Origin of the sequence: Shinella zoogloeoides, assembly GCF_003574625.1 — a bacterium.
In the GTDB taxonomy this organism is placed as follows: domain Bacteria; phylum Pseudomonadota; class Alphaproteobacteria; order Rhizobiales; family Rhizobiaceae; genus Shinella; species Shinella zoogloeoides_A.
In genome coordinates, this window is sequence record NZ_QNUJ01000002.1 from 476,711 (window position 1) to 493,726 (window position 17,016).

Annotated in this window: 16 protein-coding genes; 3 read left to right on the plus strand and 13 right to left on the minus strand. The window is 67.4% G+C overall.

Annotated features, from left to right (window positions below; translation table 11 throughout):
• Window positions 1-14: 14 nt before the first annotated feature.
• Together DSD28_RS05705 and nirK are read right to left on the minus strand one after the other, a co-directional pair.
• Window positions 15-923 carry an SUMF1/EgtB/PvdO family nonheme iron enzyme gene (locus DSD28_RS05705; protein WP_119255372.1) on the minus strand — a complete coding sequence of 303 codons (909 nt, stop codon included), beginning with the start codon at window positions 921-923 and terminating at the stop codon, window positions 15-17.
• A 124-nt stretch (window positions 924-1,047) separates the two neighbouring features.
• Window positions 1,048-2,187 (minus strand): copper-containing nitrite reductase, encoded by a 1,140-nt coding sequence (gene nirK, locus DSD28_RS05710; protein WP_119255373.1) that lies wholly within the window; start codon window positions 2,185-2,187, stop codon window positions 1,048-1,050.
• A gap of 213 nt (window positions 2,188-2,400) precedes the next feature.
• On the opposite strand from nirK, the gene DSD28_RS05715 reads away from it, so the two are divergent.
• Complete coding sequence (locus tag DSD28_RS05715; protein WP_119255374.1) at window positions 2,401-3,615, plus strand: NnrS family protein; 1,215 nt, start codon at window positions 2,401-2,403, stop codon at window positions 3,613-3,615.
• A 39-nt stretch (window positions 3,616-3,654) separates the two neighbouring features.
• Here the strand turns inward: DSD28_RS05715 and DSD28_RS05720 are convergent, their stop codons facing one another.
• The 4 genes from DSD28_RS05720 to DSD28_RS05735 are packed head-to-tail and all read right to left on the minus strand — an operon-like array spanning window position 3,655 to window position 6,145.
• Window positions 3,655-3,948 carry a metal-sulfur cluster assembly factor gene (locus DSD28_RS05720; RefSeq protein ID WP_119255375.1) on the minus strand — a complete coding sequence of 98 codons (294 nt, stop codon included), beginning with the start codon at window positions 3,946-3,948 and terminating at the stop codon, window positions 3,655-3,657.
• A 5-nt stretch (window positions 3,949-3,953) separates the two neighbouring features.
• Window positions 3,954-4,484 carry a DUF2249 domain-containing protein gene (locus tag DSD28_RS05725; RefSeq protein WP_119255376.1) on the minus strand — a complete coding sequence of 177 codons (531 nt, stop codon included), beginning with the start codon at window positions 4,482-4,484 and terminating at the stop codon, window positions 3,954-3,956.
• A 3-nt stretch (window positions 4,485-4,487) separates the two neighbouring features.
• A complete protein-coding gene (locus tag DSD28_RS05730; protein WP_119255377.1) occupies window positions 4,488-5,840 on the minus strand; it encodes a hypothetical protein in 1,353 nt (450 codons plus the stop codon).
• Between the two features lie 26 nt (window positions 5,841-5,866).
• Window positions 5,867-6,145 (minus strand): DUF2249 domain-containing protein, encoded by a 279-nt coding sequence (locus tag DSD28_RS05735; protein WP_119255378.1) that lies wholly within the window; start codon window positions 6,143-6,145, stop codon window positions 5,867-5,869.
• Window positions 6,146-6,373: 228 nt separating this feature from the next.
• Between DSD28_RS05735 and hemN the strand changes: the two genes are divergently transcribed.
• Window positions 6,374-7,726, plus strand: a complete 1,353-nt coding sequence (gene hemN, locus DSD28_RS05740) for an oxygen-independent coproporphyrinogen III oxidase (RefSeq protein ID WP_119255379.1) — start codon at window positions 6,374-6,376, stop codon at window positions 7,724-7,726.
• Window positions 7,727-7,786: 60 nt separating this feature from the next.
• On the opposite strand, the gene DSD28_RS05745 is transcribed toward hemN, so the two are convergent.
• The 6 genes from DSD28_RS05745 to DSD28_RS05770 form a co-directional block, all read right to left on the minus strand.
• Complete coding sequence (locus DSD28_RS05745; RefSeq protein WP_119255380.1) at window positions 7,787-9,685, minus strand: nitric oxide reductase activation protein NorD; 1,899 nt, start codon at window positions 9,683-9,685, stop codon at window positions 7,787-7,789.
• Window positions 9,686-9,692: 7 nt separating this feature from the next.
• Window positions 9,693-10,496 (minus strand): CbbQ/NirQ/NorQ/GpvN family protein, encoded by an 804-nt coding sequence (locus tag DSD28_RS05750; RefSeq protein WP_119255381.1) that lies wholly within the window; start codon window positions 10,494-10,496, stop codon window positions 9,693-9,695.
• A 64-nt stretch (window positions 10,497-10,560) separates the two neighbouring features.
• Window positions 10,561-11,907 carry a nitric-oxide reductase large subunit gene (locus DSD28_RS05755; protein ID WP_119255382.1) on the minus strand — a complete coding sequence of 449 codons (1,347 nt, stop codon included), beginning with the start codon at window positions 11,905-11,907 and terminating at the stop codon, window positions 10,561-10,563.
• Window positions 11,908-11,931: 24 nt separating this feature from the next.
• Window positions 11,932-12,384: a c-type cytochrome gene (locus tag DSD28_RS05760; RefSeq protein WP_119255383.1), complete on the minus strand. Its 453-nt coding sequence runs from the start codon at window positions 12,382-12,384 to the stop codon at window positions 11,932-11,934.
• A gap of 155 nt (window positions 12,385-12,539) precedes the next feature.
• On the minus strand, window positions 12,540-12,815 hold the full coding sequence (locus DSD28_RS05765) for a cytochrome C oxidase subunit IV family protein (protein WP_119255384.1): 276 nt from the start codon (window positions 12,813-12,815) through the stop codon (window positions 12,540-12,542).
• Between the two features lie 10 nt (window positions 12,816-12,825).
• Window positions 12,826-13,386, minus strand: coding sequence for a cytochrome c oxidase subunit 3 (locus DSD28_RS05770; protein WP_119255385.1), 561 nt, complete (start codon window positions 13,384-13,386; stop codon window positions 12,826-12,828).
• 99 nt (window positions 13,387-13,485) lie between these two features.
• On the opposite strand from DSD28_RS05770, the gene DSD28_RS25785 reads away from it, so the two are divergent.
• Complete coding sequence (locus tag DSD28_RS25785; RefSeq protein WP_162911266.1) at window positions 13,486-13,641, plus strand: hypothetical protein; 156 nt, start codon at window positions 13,486-13,488, stop codon at window positions 13,639-13,641.
• Window positions 13,642-13,675: 34 nt separating this feature from the next.
• Here DSD28_RS25785 and DSD28_RS05775 read toward each other — a convergent pair whose 3' ends face one another.
• Window positions 13,676-16,951, minus strand: coding sequence for a TonB-dependent receptor domain-containing protein (locus DSD28_RS05775; RefSeq protein WP_119255386.1), 3,276 nt, complete (start codon window positions 16,949-16,951; stop codon window positions 13,676-13,678).
• Window positions 16,952-17,016: the final 65 nt, after the last annotated feature.

Here is a 17,016-nt window from a genome sequence, read left to right on the forward strand (position 1 = left end):
CGCCCGCCGGAAGTTCAGAGCGGGATGCCGCGCGCCCGGAATGCGGCGAGGAGCGGCGCGTACCAGCGGGTATCCTTGACGAGCCGGAACCCAACATTGTCCGGCGGCACGCCGACGGCGCAGCCGCCGCCCTTGGGATTGCGCACGAAGGAACTCATCGCCGCGCGGTGCTTGCCGCTGGCGACATAGATGCCGCAGGAGGAGGTGTCGTTCAGCACCTCGCCCGCTTTGTCGAGATTGACGCGGCGGTTGCAGGTCGTCGTCCATTCCCAGACATTGCCGGCGAAATCGGCAAGGCCGTATTCGTTCTCGCCGAAGCGGCCGAGCGGCTGAGGAACGGGATCGCGCGAGGCCTTGCGCGCCGTCTCGCGGCGATAGTCCGCCAGCCAGCGGTCCGCCGGATTGGTGCTGTCGACATCGACGCCGAGCGCATCGTCGGGGAAGCGTTCCCCGGCGGCGAAGGCGAGGTCCCGGTCGCTGGGCAGCGTCCAGATCTCGCCGGTGCGCGCGCTGAGCCAGGCGGCATAGGCGGCCGCGTCGTCATAGCTGACGCCGGTCGCGGGCGTGTCGGCGGCGTCCTTCGGGGCGAAGCCGGGCTCGGCCGCCGCGCAGGCGCCATCCGCCACGCAGCGCCCGTAATCGGCGGCCGTGACCTGGTATTTCATGATGGTGAGCGCACGGCTTGCCGTGACGGTCTTCTGCGGCCCGTCGACGGCATAGCCGGCGCGGTAGAATTCGCCGCTCTCGCGATAGGTGAAGCTGCGCGGGGCGATCTCCACCGTCAGCGGCTCGTCCAGCACATGGCCCGCCGGCGCGCCGCCGATGAGGTCGGTCTTGACCGCGAGCGCCCCGGCGAGGGCGGCGAGCAAGAGGGCGGGAAGGGTGAGCGACGTCCAGGATGTGCCCGATGTCAATGCAGCCATGATGGCCTCCTTGCACCGCGCCCGGACGATCGTTCGGCGTCCGGGACGGCGCCGATGGGGAACCGGACCGCCGGCGGCGGCCCGGAAGGATGCGCCCGCCGAAGGACGGGCGCACCGGGGAGCGTCAGACGCCGTTCGGCGGCGTGACCGAGGTCATCAGGTCGTCGTTCCACTCGCCCGTGACCGTGAAATGCGCGGCCGCGCCGAGCTCGAAGGCCTCGATCAGGTTGTGGTTGACATAGGCGTAGATGCCCGGCTGCTCGAAGGTGTAGAAGGCCGCGCCCGCCGTGCCGCCCGGAATGAACCAGGTCTCCTGGTCGACATCCGGCACGTTGCGGAACTTGCCCGTCGACCAGACATAGTCGCCATGGCCGCCGATGAGGTGCGGACGGGTGTCACGGTTGGCCTGCGAATGCACGATCAGCACCTTCTCGCCCACCTCGGCCTTCAGGGCGTTCTCGCCGGTGAGAGCCCCGACCGCGCCGTTGAAGACGATATGGCTCGGGGTCAGCGTGCGCATGACCTTCAGCGTGTCGTCATAGGCCTCGCCGACGCTGTCGTACTTCTTGTAGTTCCCCGCTTCGTCGCGGGGGACGTAGAAGTCCTGCTCGCCGACATAGTAGACGCGGTCGTAGGTCAGCTCCTTGCCGTGCCCGTCCGTCAGGCCCTCGCGCGGCAGCACCATGATGGCGCCGTTCATGCCCGAGGTGACGTGCCAGGGCACCATTCCGGGAGGTGCGCAATGGTAGACGAAGACGCCGGCCTTGGTGGCCTTGAAGCGCAGCACCGTCCGCTCGCCCGGGTTGACCACGGTCAGCGCGCCGCCGCCGAGGGCGCCGGTGGCCGAATGGAAGTCGATATTGTGCTGCAGCTCGTTCGTCTCTGGGTTGATGAGCGTCAGCTCGATATAGTCGCCCTGGTGCACCACCATCAGCGGGCCGGGGACCGAGCCGTTGAAGGTCATGGCATGGACTTCCGTGCCCTTGTCGTCGAGGATCATCTTCTTTTCCTCGATCGTCATGGTGAATTCGTAGATCTTGGGTCCGCCTTCGGCCTTCTGGCTATGGGCGTGGACGAAGGGCGGCTTTACCAGCTCGACCTTCACCCGCTCCAGCCTGGCGATGTCGGCCGGTGCGGCCTTGCCGGCTTCCGCCGCGCCGCCCTCGGCATGCGCCATCGAGGCCGCAATGATCGGCGTCAGGACGCCCGCAAAGGCGGCTCCGCCCAGGATCGTGCGGCGAGTCATCTGAAGCTGCTCAGTCATTGCCTTATCTCCTTTTCAAAGGACGAGGCGGTGTATCGCCCTGTCCCTTCTGTTCTAGGAGCATTCGCGCCGCCCTCTTTGTGTTGGCTCAAATTACCCCTTCAGGTTGCTGCGGCATTTTGGCAGGCGCCGATTTGCTCTTTGCCATCTCGCAAAGAAGCGGCACCGCGCCTGCCCTAGAAGGGACCGGTCATTTGCAAAGGAGCAGCGATCATGACTGCAAGCCAACCCGCCGCGCGCGTCAGCCGCGCCGTCCCGCGCGGCCTTTCCCGCACGGGGCCGGTGCTGTTTTCCTACGGTTTCCGGCCCTTCTTCCTCGGCGGCGGCCTCTGGGCCATCGTGGCGATGACCTTGTGGATCGCGGCGATCTCCGGGCGGATCGACCTTGCCGGCGACTATGGCGCGGCCAACTGGCATGCGCACGAAATGCTCTTCGGCTTCGCCTCCGCCGTGCTCGCCGGCTTCCTGCTGACGGCCGTGCCGAACTGGACGGGACGCCTGCCGGTGTCGGGCTGGCCGCTCGGTGGCCTCTTCGCCCTCTGGTGCGCCGGGCGCCTCGCGCTGCTTGCCACGGACGGGATCGGCGTCGTAGCCGCCGCCGTGATCGACGGGCTGTTCCTTCCCGTGCTGCTCGCCATCTGCACGCGCGAAGTGGTGGCCGGCCGCAAGTGGAAGGACCTGAAGGTGCTGGGCGGCCTGCTGGCGCTGTCGCTCGCCAACGGCATCTTCCATGTCGCGGTGATCGCGGGCGGCCATGACCACATGGCGCTGCGCCTTGCCGTTTCGGCCTATATCGTGCTGGTGATGATCGTCGGCGGTCGCATCGTGCCGAGCTTCACGCGCAACTGGCTGAACAAGTTCGGCCGCACGGATTTTCCCGTGCCGTATAACCGCTACGACACCGTCGCCATTCTCGCCGGCGTGGCGGCGCTCGTCGCCTGGGCGGCCGCGCCGGACCATCCCGTCACGGCGGTGCTCGGCCCTGCCGCCGCCCTCCTGCATGCCGTCCGCCTCTACCGCTGGCGCGGATGGACGGTGGCGCCGGAAAAGCTGCTGCTCGTGCTGCACGCCGCCTATGCCTTCATCCCGCTCGGCCTTGCCGCCATCGGCGTCAGCGCGCTCGGCCTCCTGGAGGAGCGGTCGGTGCTGCATCTTCTTTCGGTCGGCGGGGTCGCCTGCATGATGCTGGCGGTGATGACGCGGGCAAGCCTCGGCCATACCGGCCACGCGCTGACGGCCTCGCGCCTGACGATCGCCGCCTATGCGGCCCTGATCCTCTGCGCGCTGGTGCGCCCGCTCGGCGAGATCCTGCCCGATGCGAGCGCCACGATCTATGCCGTCGCCGGCCTGCTCTGGATCGTCGCCTTCGGCCTCTTCTCGTTCGAATATGCGCCGATCCTCGCGCGCAAGCGGCGCACGCCGCTCTGAAGGCGAAAACGGCCCGGATATCTCCGGGCCGTCTCTCGTTCATGCGTCCATCATGTCCGGCGTCCAGGGCGGCTCGTAGGTCATATGCACCTCGGCATATTCCACGCCCGGCACATGCCAGACGCAATTGCCCACCGCTTCCTTCAGATAACCGCTCGCCGGGCAGCCACGCGTCGTCGTGGTCATGGTGATACGGACCACGCCGCCCTCCTCCACCGCGACATCGTAGATCAGGCCGAGATCGACGATGTTTCGGCCGATCTCCGGGTCGATGATCATGCGCAGCGCATTGCGGATATCGTCCGCGAGCGCGGCCTTTTCCTCGTCTTCCATCGCGCTCACCCCTTCGGCCGGCCGGCCCGCACGAGGATGCGGTAGGCGGTGCCGGCCTCGTCGAAATTGCCGGCCCACTGATGGCCGCGCTTGACGAGCTCCGGAAACAGGAACACCGGCTCGCGCGAGAGCAGCGCGAAAAGCACTTCGCCCGCCTCCAGCTTTTCCGCGGCAGCGAGGAGGCGGACCATCGGTTCCGGCGGATCGAGGTCCGAGAGGTCGAGATGGAGGGAGGGATCGGGCCAGGTCTCCGGATTGCCGGCATCGGCCGAGGTCTCGACCGATGCGGCAGGCTGCGGCGTGAACAGCACTTCCCAATGACCGTCCGCGATCTCGCGGGCCTCATGATCGAAGCCGCGGCCCTCCATGACGCGGAAGAGCGGCTGCGGGCGGAAGGGGGCGACGAGCTTCAGCCCCTGCCCCGGGGCGAGCTCCCGCACCGCCTGCATGATCTCCTGGAACGGCTCGCCGCCGTTCTGGAGGATCGGCCGCACGTCGAGGACTTTCGGTGCGATCTCGGTTGAAACATCGGGCATCGTTCATCTCCTTGAGAGGGAAAGGGGCAGGAAGAGGTGCGGCCGCACCGCGCCGTCCGGCGCGCGCAGCGCCGCCGGCACGATGGCGAGGCGGCGCGTGCGGATGAACTCGCGCATCAGGGCCAGCGTCGCGAGAAGCTGCACGCACACGATGGTGCGGAACGCGCCCGCCGCACCCATAAGAAGCGCCAGCGCGGCGGCCGCCACCGCACCGTAGTATATCAGGAAGAGAATACGCGCGCGGCCCTCCTCGACAAGATCCTGCACCCGTGGCACCGGCGCGCGGCCGAGGACCGGCCCATAGGCTTCCAGCCAGGTGAGGAAGGCGACGATCTTGTAGAGCTGGGCAAGCCCGAGCCCCGTCAGCCAGCCGAAGACGAAGAGATAGACGAGCGCCGCGACGCCGTCCCCTTCCCGCACGGCGGGGATATTGACGAGGAGGACGCAGACGGCGAGCGCGGCGAAGGCCGGAAAGGTCGCACGGATGTTCAGCTCCGCCTGCTTGCGCCTGCGCGCGCGGTAGAGATGCAGGACATCGCCGCCATAGAGCAGCGCCGCTACCAGCGACAGGAATAGCGCCGCGGCGAAGAGCAGGCCCGCGCCGGAGACGGCGAGAAGCACGAGCGGAATGCAGGCCGCGATGAGGCCGATCGCCAGCGCCGTCGCCCACCAGGCCGCATGGCTCGTCCGCCGCTCGGTTTCCGGCGCGAGCAGGAACATGGCAAGAAGGCGATAGCTGACGCCGACGGCGGTGATGCTGAGCCAGCCGCCGAGCCCGAGCGCCGCATGCAGCCCCAGGCCGTCGGCGACCAGCCGGGCGAAGGGCTCGGCATCGACGATGCCGGAAAGGGCGAGGGTGAAGGTCGCGCCGACGAGGACCGTCGCCGTGAGCGCGGCGAGCCCCAGGGCGACGAAGCGGGCGGGCAGCGGCAGGGGCCGCGCCGCATGGAGCGTCGCCGCGAGGATGGCGACGACGAGGCCGAAACCGAGCAGCAGCAGCCCGCCGCCGGCCGGCAGGAGAAGGAGCGGCAGGTCGACGAGGCAGGAAAGCGCGACGAAGCCGGCGACCAGCAGGCCGAGGCCGCCGACGACGAGCGCCAGCGCCGGGGCCGCGAACCGGCCGCCGACCAGCGGCCGGGCGATGAGCACCGGCACGAATTGCAGGAGCGCACCCGCCATCAGCAGGCTCAGCCAGCCGATGGCGAAGACATGGACGAGGACCAGCGTCTCCGGCGCGCCGATGGCGGCGGCCGGATAGCCGTAGCCGGCGACCATCAGCCCCTGCCCCGCAAGGAGCATCAGGCAGGCGACGGCGAAGTAGGACATGGTCCAGCGGGAAAGCGTGGCGCCCGGCATCTTGATTCCTCCTCGCCGCGGAAGGCTCAGTGATCGGAGCCGCAGCAGCAATCGCAGCCGCCGTCTTCCAGCCGGTCGATCTCGACGCGCCAGACCTCCGGCCCCTGTTCCAGATAGTCCCAGCCGAACTGTCCGGGGAAATTCGTCTCGAGCTGGTAGTGCAGCGGACGCGGATCGTGGTCGCTGGTGATCAGCATCGACTTGCCGGGAAGCAGCGCGCCGAGCATGCCGAAGATGCGCGGATGGCGTTCGCGCGGCGGGACCGTGCGGACGTCGATGAGGGGCTTTTCCTGAAGGTCTGACATGTTCGGGTGTTCCGTCCCGGCCGCTCCGGTTTGCGTTCCGCAAGGGCACGGCCCGACCCGAACGGAACCGGCCAAGGCTAGCGCCGCACCCTTTCCGCCACTTTGATCATGCGCAAACAATTCCCGGTTTGCCGGGGCGATGGCGTCTTGCTTGGCTTTTCGCAAAGAAGCCCCGCGCGCCGGCTCCTAGGCTTTCGTCAATCGGCCGAACGAAAGAAGGAGCGCGCCATGCAACAGGCATTGATCGAGAAATACGGCGAGACGCGGCTGCCGCGCTACACGAGCTACCCGACCGCACCCGCCTTCTCGCCTTCCGTCGGCGCGGGCACCTATGGCGACTGGCTCTCCGGCATCGCGCCGGGCACCGAAGCCTCGCTCTACCTGCACATTCCCTTCTGCCGGTCGATGTGCTGGTACTGCGGCTGTCACACCACCATCACCCAGCGCGACGAGCCGATCCTCGACTATATCGACATGCTGCGAAAGGAGATCGGCCTCGTCTCCGACAGGGTCGGCAACCGGCCGAGGATCCGCCACGTCCATTTCGGCGGCGGCACGCCGACGATCATGCAACCGGAGGAATTCCGCGACCTGATCGGCCTGATGCGTGCCCGCTTCGCCTTCACGGCGGGCATGGAGATCGCCGTGGAGATCGATCCGCGCACGCTGACGCCCGACATGGCCGATGCGCTCGGCGAGGCCGGCGTCACCCGCGCCAGCCTCGGCGTGCAGAGCTTCGATCCCGTCGTGCAGAAGGCGATCAACCGCATCCAGAGCGAGGCACAGACGCTGGACGCCGTTCAGCGGCTGCGCAAAGCCGGCATCGGCGGCATCAATTTCGACCTCATCTACGGCCTGCCGCACCAGACGGTGACCTCCTGCATCGAGACGGCGCGAGCGGCGGTCGCCATGCGGCCGGAGCGCTTCGCCGTCTTCGGCTACGCGCATATCCCCTCCTTCAAGAAGCACCAGCGGCTGATCGACGAGCGCGCCCTGCCGGATGCGGCGATGCGCGCCGTGCAGGCCGAGGCCATCGCCAAGACGCTTGCCGCGGCCGGCTATATCCGCATCGGCCTCGACCATTACGCCCTGCCGGCCGACAGCCTCGCGCTCGCCGCAAGGCGCGGCCGGTTGCACCGCAATTTCCAGGGCTACACGACGGATGCCTGCACGACGCTGATCGGCTTCGGCGCCTCGTCCATCGGGCGCACGCCGGCAGGCTACGTCCAGAACGAGGTGCCGCCCGGGCTCTACGCCCAGCGCATCGCCTCCGGCCGGCTCGCGACCGTCAAGGGCTACCGCATCACGCCGGAGGACCGGCTGCGTGCCGAGATCATCGAGCGGCTGATGTGCGATTTCCGCGCCGATGTCGGCACCATCGCCGGCCGGCACGGCTTCGATGCGGCGGCGCTTATCGAGGGTAATGCCCGGCTGGCGGCGCTGGAACAGGACGGGGCGGTCGACATCCGCGGCGGCACGGTCACCGTGCGGCAGGACCATCGCTTCATCATCCGCGCCGTCGCGGCGGCCTTCGACGCCTATATCGACCAGTCCGCCCGCACCCACAGCAAGGCCGCCTGAAACGAGAAAGGCCCGGCATGGTGCGGCATGCCGGGCCTTTCCGCGCTGGTCCTGCGTCCTCTATCCCACAAGACCGCGATAGATCGCCGGAAGCGCCGCGGGCAGCCTGGCGATATTGCTAACGATGGCATAGCCATTGCGGCCGAACATGGCCGGCACATAGGCCTGCGCCTCCCGGTCGACCGTCACCCCGAACACGCTGACGCCCGTGCGGCGCGCCTCCGTCACGGCGCGGCGGCTGTCTTCCAGCGCGAAGCGGCCCTCGTAGTGATCCACGTCGTTCGGCTTGCCGTCGGTGAGCACGAGGAGGAGCTTGCGGCGGTTCGGCTGCTCGCGGAGCCTTGCCGCCGCATGGCGGATCGCCGGGCCGATGCGGGTGTAGAAGCCCGGCTTCAGCGCCGCGATGCGCGCCTCCACGCCATGGCCCATCGGCTCGCCGAAATCCTTCACCGTCTCGACGCGTACCCAGGAGCGGCGGCGCGAGGTGAAGGTGAGGATCGAGTGACGGTCGCCGCAGGCGGCAAGGCCGTGGGCGAGCACCGTCAACGCCTCCTTCTCGACATCCAGCACCCGCCGGTTGTCGAACCAGGCGTCGGTGGAGAGCGACACGTCGACGAGGATGGTGACGGCGAGGTCGTGCGCCTGCGGCCGGCTCATCAGGTGGATGCGGTCGCTGCCCTGCCCGCCGGCGGCAAGGTCGCTGCGCGCCCTGACCACGGCGTCGAGGTCGAGCTCGGCCCCGTCCAGCTGTGCGCGCAGCATCTCGTGCCTTGGCCGCAGCACCTCGAACTGCCGGCGCACGCGGCGGATGAGGCTCCTGGTGTCGGCATCGGCCTCCGGCACGGCGGCCGTGTCAGGCGCCGGTGAAGCGAGCACGCGGCAATGGTCCGGCAGGTAGGTCGCGGTGCGGTAGTCCCATTCGGGATAGGTGTATTCGCCGGTCAGCCGGGTGCGATCGAGCGCCTCCGGCGGCAGGTCGAGGTCGAAGTGGAAGCGGGCGGCGGGCCTTCCCTTGCGCTCGCCGAGCGTCATGTCGTCCAGCTCGTCGGCGGCGGAGGCGTCATGGTCGTCGCTGTCGTCGCCGGGGCGGTCGACATTGACCATCTCGGCCATGGCGAGGATCTTCTCGAAGCGATTGAGGATGAAGGGGCTGCGCTCACTCTTGCGGTTCTCCGCCTTCTCGCGCTCCGCCACATGCCGGCCGGTCTCGGCGGCCTGGGGATCGCCGCCGGCCGTCGGCTGGTCGTCCTCTCCCCTTCCCTCGCCGTCCTCGCGGGCAAGCGCATCCGGCCAGAGCGGCACCGGCAGCATGGGCAGATAGCCGGGCGGCGCGCGATGGGAGAAGATGACCGGCAGCGTGTCGTCGGCAAGCCGAGCGCCCTTCTTCAGCAGGCCGAGGATGCGGTTCTCGACATGGCGTTCGATGGACGGCAGCGGCCGACTGCGCCGCGCATCGAGCGTCGCGGCGCAAAGCCGGTGATAGCGCCGGGCAAGGCCCGGAAAGGCGGCAAGCACCGCCTTCGCCGTCGCCTCTGCCCGCGCCAGGATCGCAAGGTCGCGCTGGAGCGGGTCGGCATGCGTCACCTGGTCCAGCGGCATGACCGCCATGGCGGCGGCGAGCCAGACATAGAGGTCGCGGTTGAGGCCGCGGTCGGCGAAGAGGGCGATCTCGCCGGGCAGCATCAGCGTCGCGTGGTCGCGGCCGGGCTGCACCAGCTTCTCCTCGCCGAGCCCCATGCGCTGGCGCAGCCGCAGGCGGTGCGTCGAGGTGCGCCCGCGCGCCGGCGCGATCTGCACCGCGCCCTCCCCGCCGAAGCCACGGAAGCAGACGGCGAGCACGGGCCGGACGTCCTCCAGCCGGACGGCATGGTCCGGGTGGCGTTGCCAGGTGGCGGTGTTGCCGACGAGCCTGTGCCAGGCCCGGCCGACGGTTTCCTCCAGCTCCAGGAAATCCAGCATGGCGGCCTCAGCGGATCATCGCATCGGCGATTTCGAGGAGCGCGGTCCTGACATCCGGCTCGTCGGTGAGCGGTTCGATCATGGCGGCGCGCACCGCCTCGCGCATCGTCATGCCGCTATCGATGAGGCAGGCGCAATAGACGAGAAGGCGCGTGGAGACGCCCTCTTCGAGGTCGTGGCCCTTGAGGGCGCGCAGCCGGTGGGCGAGCGCGACGAGCGGGGCGACGCGCGCCTCGTCCAGCCCGCTTTCGGTGGCGACGACGGCGATCTCGGCCGCCTTCGGCAGGAAGTCGAACTCGATGGCGACGAAGCGCTGGCGCGTCGATGGCTTCAGCGCCTTCAGGAGGTTCTGGTAGCCGGGATTGTAGGAAACGACGAGCATGAAGCCGGCGGGCGCCTCCAGCACCTCGCCGGTGCGCTCCAGCGGCAGGATACGGCGGTCGTCGGTGAGGGGATGAAGCACGACGGCGACGTCCTTGCGGGCCTCGACGATCTCGTCGAGATAACAGACGCCTCCCTCGCGCACGGCGCGCGTCAGCGGGCCGTCGACCCAGACGGTATCGCCGCCCTTGAGCAGATAGCGACCGGTGAGGTCGGCGGCCGACAGGTCGTCATGGCAGGAGACGGTGGAGAGCGGCAGGCCGAGCCTTGCGGCCATATGGCTGACGAAGCGGGTCTTGCCGCAGCCCGTCGGGCCTTTCAGGAGCAGCGGAAGCTGCCGCGTCCAGGCTGTCTCGAACAGGGCGCATTCGTTGCCGGAGGGGCTGTAGGCGGGGATGTCGGCGCGCGCGGCCTTGAGCATCACGTTCATGTCGGTCTCCAGTTTCATAGAGGGGAAAGTGCCGGCCCCGCGGGATGACGGGGCCGGCCAGCGCTCACTCGGCCGGCTGGACCATCCGGGTGAGGCTGTCAGCACGCTCGCGGCCGGGCACCAGCACCGCCCAGATGAACATCAGCGCCGAGACGAGGACGACGGCGCCCGAGCCGAGGCGGACCCAGTAGAACAGCGAGAGCTGGTCCTGCACGTCCATGAAGCTTTCGCCGAGCACGCGCTGCAGGTGGATCTGCACGACGCCCGCGAAGGTGAGCGCGAAGGTCATGACAGACATGGCCGTGCACATGATCCAGAAGCTGGCGATCGAGAGCCACTGGTTGTAGGGCTGGCGGCCGCGGATCTCGGGGATCGCATAGGCCATCATGGCGAGATTCAGCATCACATAGGCGCCGAAGAAGGCGAGGTGCCCGTGCGCGGCGGTGACCTGCGTGCCGTGGCTGTAATAGTTCACCGACGACAGCGTGTGCAGGAAGCCCCAGACGCCCGCGCCGAAGAAGGCCATGACCGAGCAGCCGATCGACCAGAGCAGCGCCGCCTTGTTCGGATGGTTGCGGCCGGCCTTCCAGGTCATCACGAAGGTGAAGATGACCATGGTGAAGAAGGGGGCCACTTCCAGCGTCGAGAACAGCGAGCCGATCCACTGCCAGTAGCCCGGCGCGCCGATCCAGTAATAATGGTGGCCGGTGCCGAGGATGCCCGAGAAGAGGGCGAGGCCGACGATGACGTAGAGCCACTTTTCCACGACCTCACGGTCGATGCCGTTGATCTTGATCATCAGGAAGGCGAGCACGGAGGCCATGATCAGCTCCCAGACGCCCTCGACCCACAGATGGATCACGTACCACCAGTACATCTTGTCGAGCGCGAGGTTCGCCGGGTTGTAGAAGGCGAAGAGGAAGAAGAGGGCAAGGCCCCACAGGCCGAAGAGCAGGATGTTGATGACCGTGGTCTTGCGGCCCTTCAGCGCGGTCATGGTGATGTTGAAGAGGAACATCAGTACGACGACGACGATGCCGATCTTGGCGATGAAGGTCTGCTCGAGGAATTCGCGGCCCTCATGGATGCGGAACATGTAGCCGACGACCGTCAGCCCCGCCGCCACGAAGAACAGCCAGAACTGGAGGACGGCGAGCTTCGGGCTGAACAGCTCGGTCTCGGTCTCCTCCGGGATCATGTAGTAGGTCGCGCCCATGAAGCCCATGAGCAGCCACACGACGAGCGCATTGGTGTGAATCATGCGCACGATGTTGAAGGGCAGGAGCTCGGAGAGTGTGTTCGGCAGCACGTAGATCGTGCCGGCGAGGACCCCGAAGGCCACCTGGGCGAGGAACAGGCCGAGCGCGCCGTAGAAATACAGCATCGCGACCTTCTGTGTCTGATATTTCATGTCTTTTCTCCTCAGGCCTGTCGCTCAGCCGGCATCGTTCGGCGGCCAGTTCTGGGTCTTGATCCTGCTCGTCCATTCGAGGAAGTCGGCAAGATCGTTGAGTTCCTGTTCGGTGAGGTTGAACTGCGGCATCTGCCGCCGGCCCTCCGCCCCGCTCGGCTGGGCGGCCATCCAGGCCTTGAAGGCCTCGCGCGCACCCTCCGGGTCCTCCGCGCCACCGTAGCGCTTCCACACATTGCCGAGCTCGGGCGCGAAATAGGCGCCTTCGCCCAGCAATGTGTGGCAGTTGATACAGGCGTTCTTTTCCCAGACGTGCTTGCCGCGGGTGACGCTGTCGGAGAGCGTCGCCTCGTCCGTCGAGGTGGTGCGCATGTAATAGTGCGAGTGGGCCGTAAGCCCCACGAAGATCGTGAAGAAGAAGATGGACCCGCCATAGAAGACGTTGCGGGCCCCGGTCTTGGTTAGGCGCTCTGCCATCCCCTGGTCCTTTCCCTTGCCGAACCCGAGAGGCCCGGCGCCAAAACCCCGCCGATCGGTTGCCGGCGATCCCCTCGCCGGCCTGCGGGACGTCTCCGGTTCTAGCCGCGGGAGAAAAGCCTTCTTTGCGAATAGGCAAAGACCGGGGCGGTTCGTCAGCCGATCAGGTTGATGGCGAGCGCGCGCACGAGCGCGAGGGAAAGCAGCGTCGCCGGCCAGGCGAGCAGCGCCGAGCGCATGAAGCCGCGGTTCGTGCGCAGTTCCATGAAGTCGAGGATGACGAGGCGGCCCTTCGCATAGGCCATGACGAGCACGGCGGCGACCGGCACCAGCAGCCCGCCCGAAAGCCCGCCGACGAAGGCGCCGCCGGCGGCGAGCGTCAGCAGCATGGCAAGGGTGGCGAGGAACTGTTCGCGGGCCTGTCGGGTCATCGGAAAATCCTCAGGTCAGATAGATGATGGGGAACATGACCAGCCAGACGAGATCGATCGCGTGCCAGAGCGTCGCGATCATCACGACATTGCCGCGCGACGGCCGCCGGGCGACGAGAAGCAGGACCGCCGCGCCGAAGACGACATGCAGCAGATGGAAGCCGGTGACGAGGAAATAGAGTTCGGCAAGCGTGCCGAGAGCGCCGACGCCCGCCTTCACTTCGAGCGTATATTCGAAGGCCTTCACCACGGCGAAGGCGAAGCCGAGCAGCGCCGCCAGGACGAGGGGACGGCGGGCCGCCCTTTCCCCGGCGCTGAGCCGCACCGCCAGCGCCGCCTGCCAGCCGCTCAGCACGAGTATGATGGTATTGGCGGCCGCAAGCCCGGGATGGAGATGGGCGCGAAACAGCGCCGCCCCTTGCGGATCGAGCACCGTCAACACCATGAAGGCGACGAGCAGCGCCCCGAAGACGGCCAGTTCGCTCCAGACCAGAATCCATAAAAGCAGGGAATCCGCTTCCCCGCTCTCCACCTTCGTTGCCGCCGTGCCGAGATCATTCGCTGCCGTCATGGCCTTTCCCTAGCAAGCCGGGCCTCGGCCTTCTTTGCGCAGGCACAAAGATGGACCCGGCGGAACGCGGCATGGTGGCGGCAGGAAAAGGATGGTTTCATGAGCGACGCGCAGTTCGGCCTGATGGTCGCGGCCCCGGTGATTATCGGCTTTGCCCTCATGCTCTACCGCATGGGCGTGCTTCAGGGAGCAGGAACGCTTTCGGCCGTCGGCGCCTCGGTGGTCATCGCGGCCGTGCTGTTCTTCGGCCAGTAGGGGCCGCAGCTTCCAGGCTGCGGCCTCACTGCGCCTAGAACCGGTAGTTCACGCCCAGCTTGATCTGGTCCATGCGGGGCTTACCCTTCCATCGATAGGCGACGCCGTTGAGCTCCGGCGTCTCGAAGCTGCCATGCGTCAGGTTGGCGAAACTGTATTCGCCCGTGACGGTCACCTTGTCGGAAAGGGCATATTCGATGCCGCCGCCCGCCGTCCAGCCGGAGAAGCGGCTGCTGTCGGAGGCCTCGGACCAGACGAGCTCGCCGGCGATGCGCCGGGCGCGCTTATATTTGCCGTCCATGTCCGCCACGGCATAGCCCGCCTTGCCGAAGATCAGGATGTCGCCGATGGCATAGCCGATGCGCCCGTGCACGCCGGCGAACCAGTTGGCGTCGACCTCCCCGCCCTGTATCCCGGTGATGACCATGTCCTTGTGGGTGTTCGACCAGGAGAATTCCCCGCCGACGCCGAGGACGACATTGTTGGCGAGCTGGTAGTCGTAGCCCATCTGGAAACCGGCGGCGTAGCCGGACGTGTCCCCGAAGCTGTAGTTCTGCGGGTTCATGCCGTTCTGGGAGAAATCGGCCATCTGGAAACTGGTCAGCCCCGTGCCGGCATGAAGGCCGGCATGGAGACCGGTCCAGTCATAGGTGTCGGCATCGTCGAGGCCGAGCGCGCCTTCGAGGGAGGATGCGGAAAGATCGGTCGTCAGGCTGACGCGGATCGTCCGTCCCGGCGAGGGAACCCGCGTCAGGCTCAGCGGCTCGACATAATAGACGTCCGTGAGGTTCTCGACGGCAAGGCTGAGCGTCGCATAGTCGGTCAGCTTGTAGGACGCCCATACGTCGACGATGGTATAGGGCTTCCACGGAATCTGCGCGATGAGGCTGGCGCCGCCCTGCCCCGGAGCCTGGGCGCTGGCGGCGCGCGGCCCGATATGGGAAAACCGGCTGCTCAGCGAAAGCCGCTCGTCCAGCATGGTCTGCGTCAGCGTCAGGTTCACCTGATATTCCGGCGGAACGTAGTTCGTGGCATAGTCGCTCGCTAGCGAGGAATTCGCGCATGTCGCGACGGTCACGCAATATTCGACATTGGTGTAGTAGGAGCCGCCCAGCTCGGCGGTGAAGCCGCCGCGCTCGTAGCGCGCGGAAAGATCGACGCCCGAGAACTTCGCCTGCTCGATATTGCGGATCCGCATGGTCGTGCTGTTGACCCGCGTCCGGTTGATATAGTCGTCGATCGTGCTGTCGAAATAGCCGACCTTCAGCCGCAGGCTGTCATCATCGTCGAAGACGCCTTCCCTGGTGAGGTTCGTGCCGAATTCCCAGGTTTTCGAGGTTTCGGGCCGCAGGTTCGGATCGACGACCGTGGCGAAGCCGCCGGCCGATTCGAACAGGGACGGCAGGCGCGCGGCGTTCTTGTAGCTGCCATAGACGTTCCAGCCTTCGAGCGGCGTCACGGTCAGGGTGCTCGAATAATCGAGCGCATCGTCCGTCTGGACCGGGTCGGTATTGCCCGGAGCATTGTTGCGGGATTCGAAGCGATGGTAGCGCAGGCCGCCGTCGAGCTTGAGCCAGTCGAGCGCCTGCCAGCCCGCATTGGTGAAGGCCGAGGCCTCCCAACGCTCGCCGTTCCGCGGCGCGACATTTCCCCCGACATTCAGCGGCCGCGTCTCCTCGTGGAGATAGGACAGGCCGTATTGCAGGGAGATGTCGCCGAAGGACGTCTGGAAGCGCGAGGTGTTCGACAGGTCCGTGCCCCGCATCTGCGATTCCTTGGTGATCGTGCCGTCGACCGCCTGCGTCTCCTCGTCGAGCCAGCTTCCCCACAGGTTCCACTTGAGATCGACGAGGTCGCTTTCGGGGTCCCAATGATAGCGGCTGGTCAGGGTATCGACGCGGATATGGGAGGGGTTGCGCTGGTAGGTCGAGTCGCTGTCGGTCGCCAGTTCCGTGGCATATTGTTCGCCGAAGGTGCTGTCATAGAGCGAATAGCCGAGTTCCAGCGTGTGGTCGTCGCCCAAGCGCAGCGTTCCCTTCAGCAGGCCGGAATAGATGTCCTGCGAGGTGTTCAGGACCTCCTCGCCCGGAAGATAGATCGACAGGCCCTTCTCGTACCAGTCGAGCGCGCAATCGCGGCCGGCGGCGTCGTCGCATGCCGCCGGGCTCGGCGCGCCGCTGCCGTTCCTGCCCGCGTGGTAATTGCCGGAAACACGGCGCGAAAAGCCGCCGAGGATATCGACATTCTCGCTCCGTCCGGCGAGAACGAGGCTCGCCGAGCCCGAATTGATGCCGAAGAGGCCCGGACGGTCCACCTTGCTTCCCGGCAGCGTCCAGAGATAGCCGGCCGTGTCCCGTTCACCGGAGAGCGCCAGATGGCGCTTCGACAGGGACGTCCAGGGCGAGGTCGTGTTGCTGCTGCCCTCGATCTTCATGCGCGCGCCGAAATTCTCGCCTTCCGGGATGATGTCGTCGGCGTTCAGCGTGCGCATGCTGACCATGCCGCCGATCGCGCCGGCGCCGGTCGCGCTGGTGCTCGGTCCCTTCTCGACGGCGACGCCGCCGATGAAATCGGGATCGATGAAGGTCGAATTGGCAATGCCCTGATAGCCCCGGTACATCGCGGTCGAATTCTGCGCGCCATCGACCGTGACGGGAACGCGGCCCTGGCCCTGCAGGCCGCGGATGTTCGCGTCGATGCCGCCGCTGGCGCGGCTCTGGCCCGAATAGACGCCCGGCGCGCCCTTCAGGATATCGGCGGGGCTCGCCCCGCGATAGCGCTCGATCTGGTCGCCGGTGATATAGGCGCTCGAATCCGATGCGACATAGGGATCGTCGGCACCGTTGCCGGTGCGGGCGCCGTCGACCGTGATGGCCTCGAGCACCGTCGATCCGTCCGCATCGGCCGCCGCGCCGTCGATGGTGCCCGTCGCCTGGAGATCGACCAGCGCCGCGGTCGTCGGGCCGGTCATGCGCACCGAGAGGCCGCTGCCGGCGATCAGCCGCCGCAGCGCCGCGGCGGGCGGCATCTGCCCGGAAACCGCCTGCGAGCGCTTGCCGGCAAGCGCGCTTGCGGAATAGCCGACCTGCCAGCCGGTCGCGCGAATGAAGGCATCGAGCGCATCGGGCAAGGGCTGGGCCGGGATGGAGAAGGCAACGCCCCTGGTCTCCATGGAGACGCGGCTCGTCTTCTGCTGGGCGACCGCCTCGGCGGGCGTCATCGCAACGCTCGCCAATACCGTCGACGCCAGAAGCGCCCAACGGGTCGTCCTGCTGCCATGCCTCTTGTCGATACCGCCGGCTTTCGCCATTTCCCTGCCCCTTCAAACATCGTCGGATGCGGCGGCGGCATCCCCTGCCGCCGCCAATACCCATT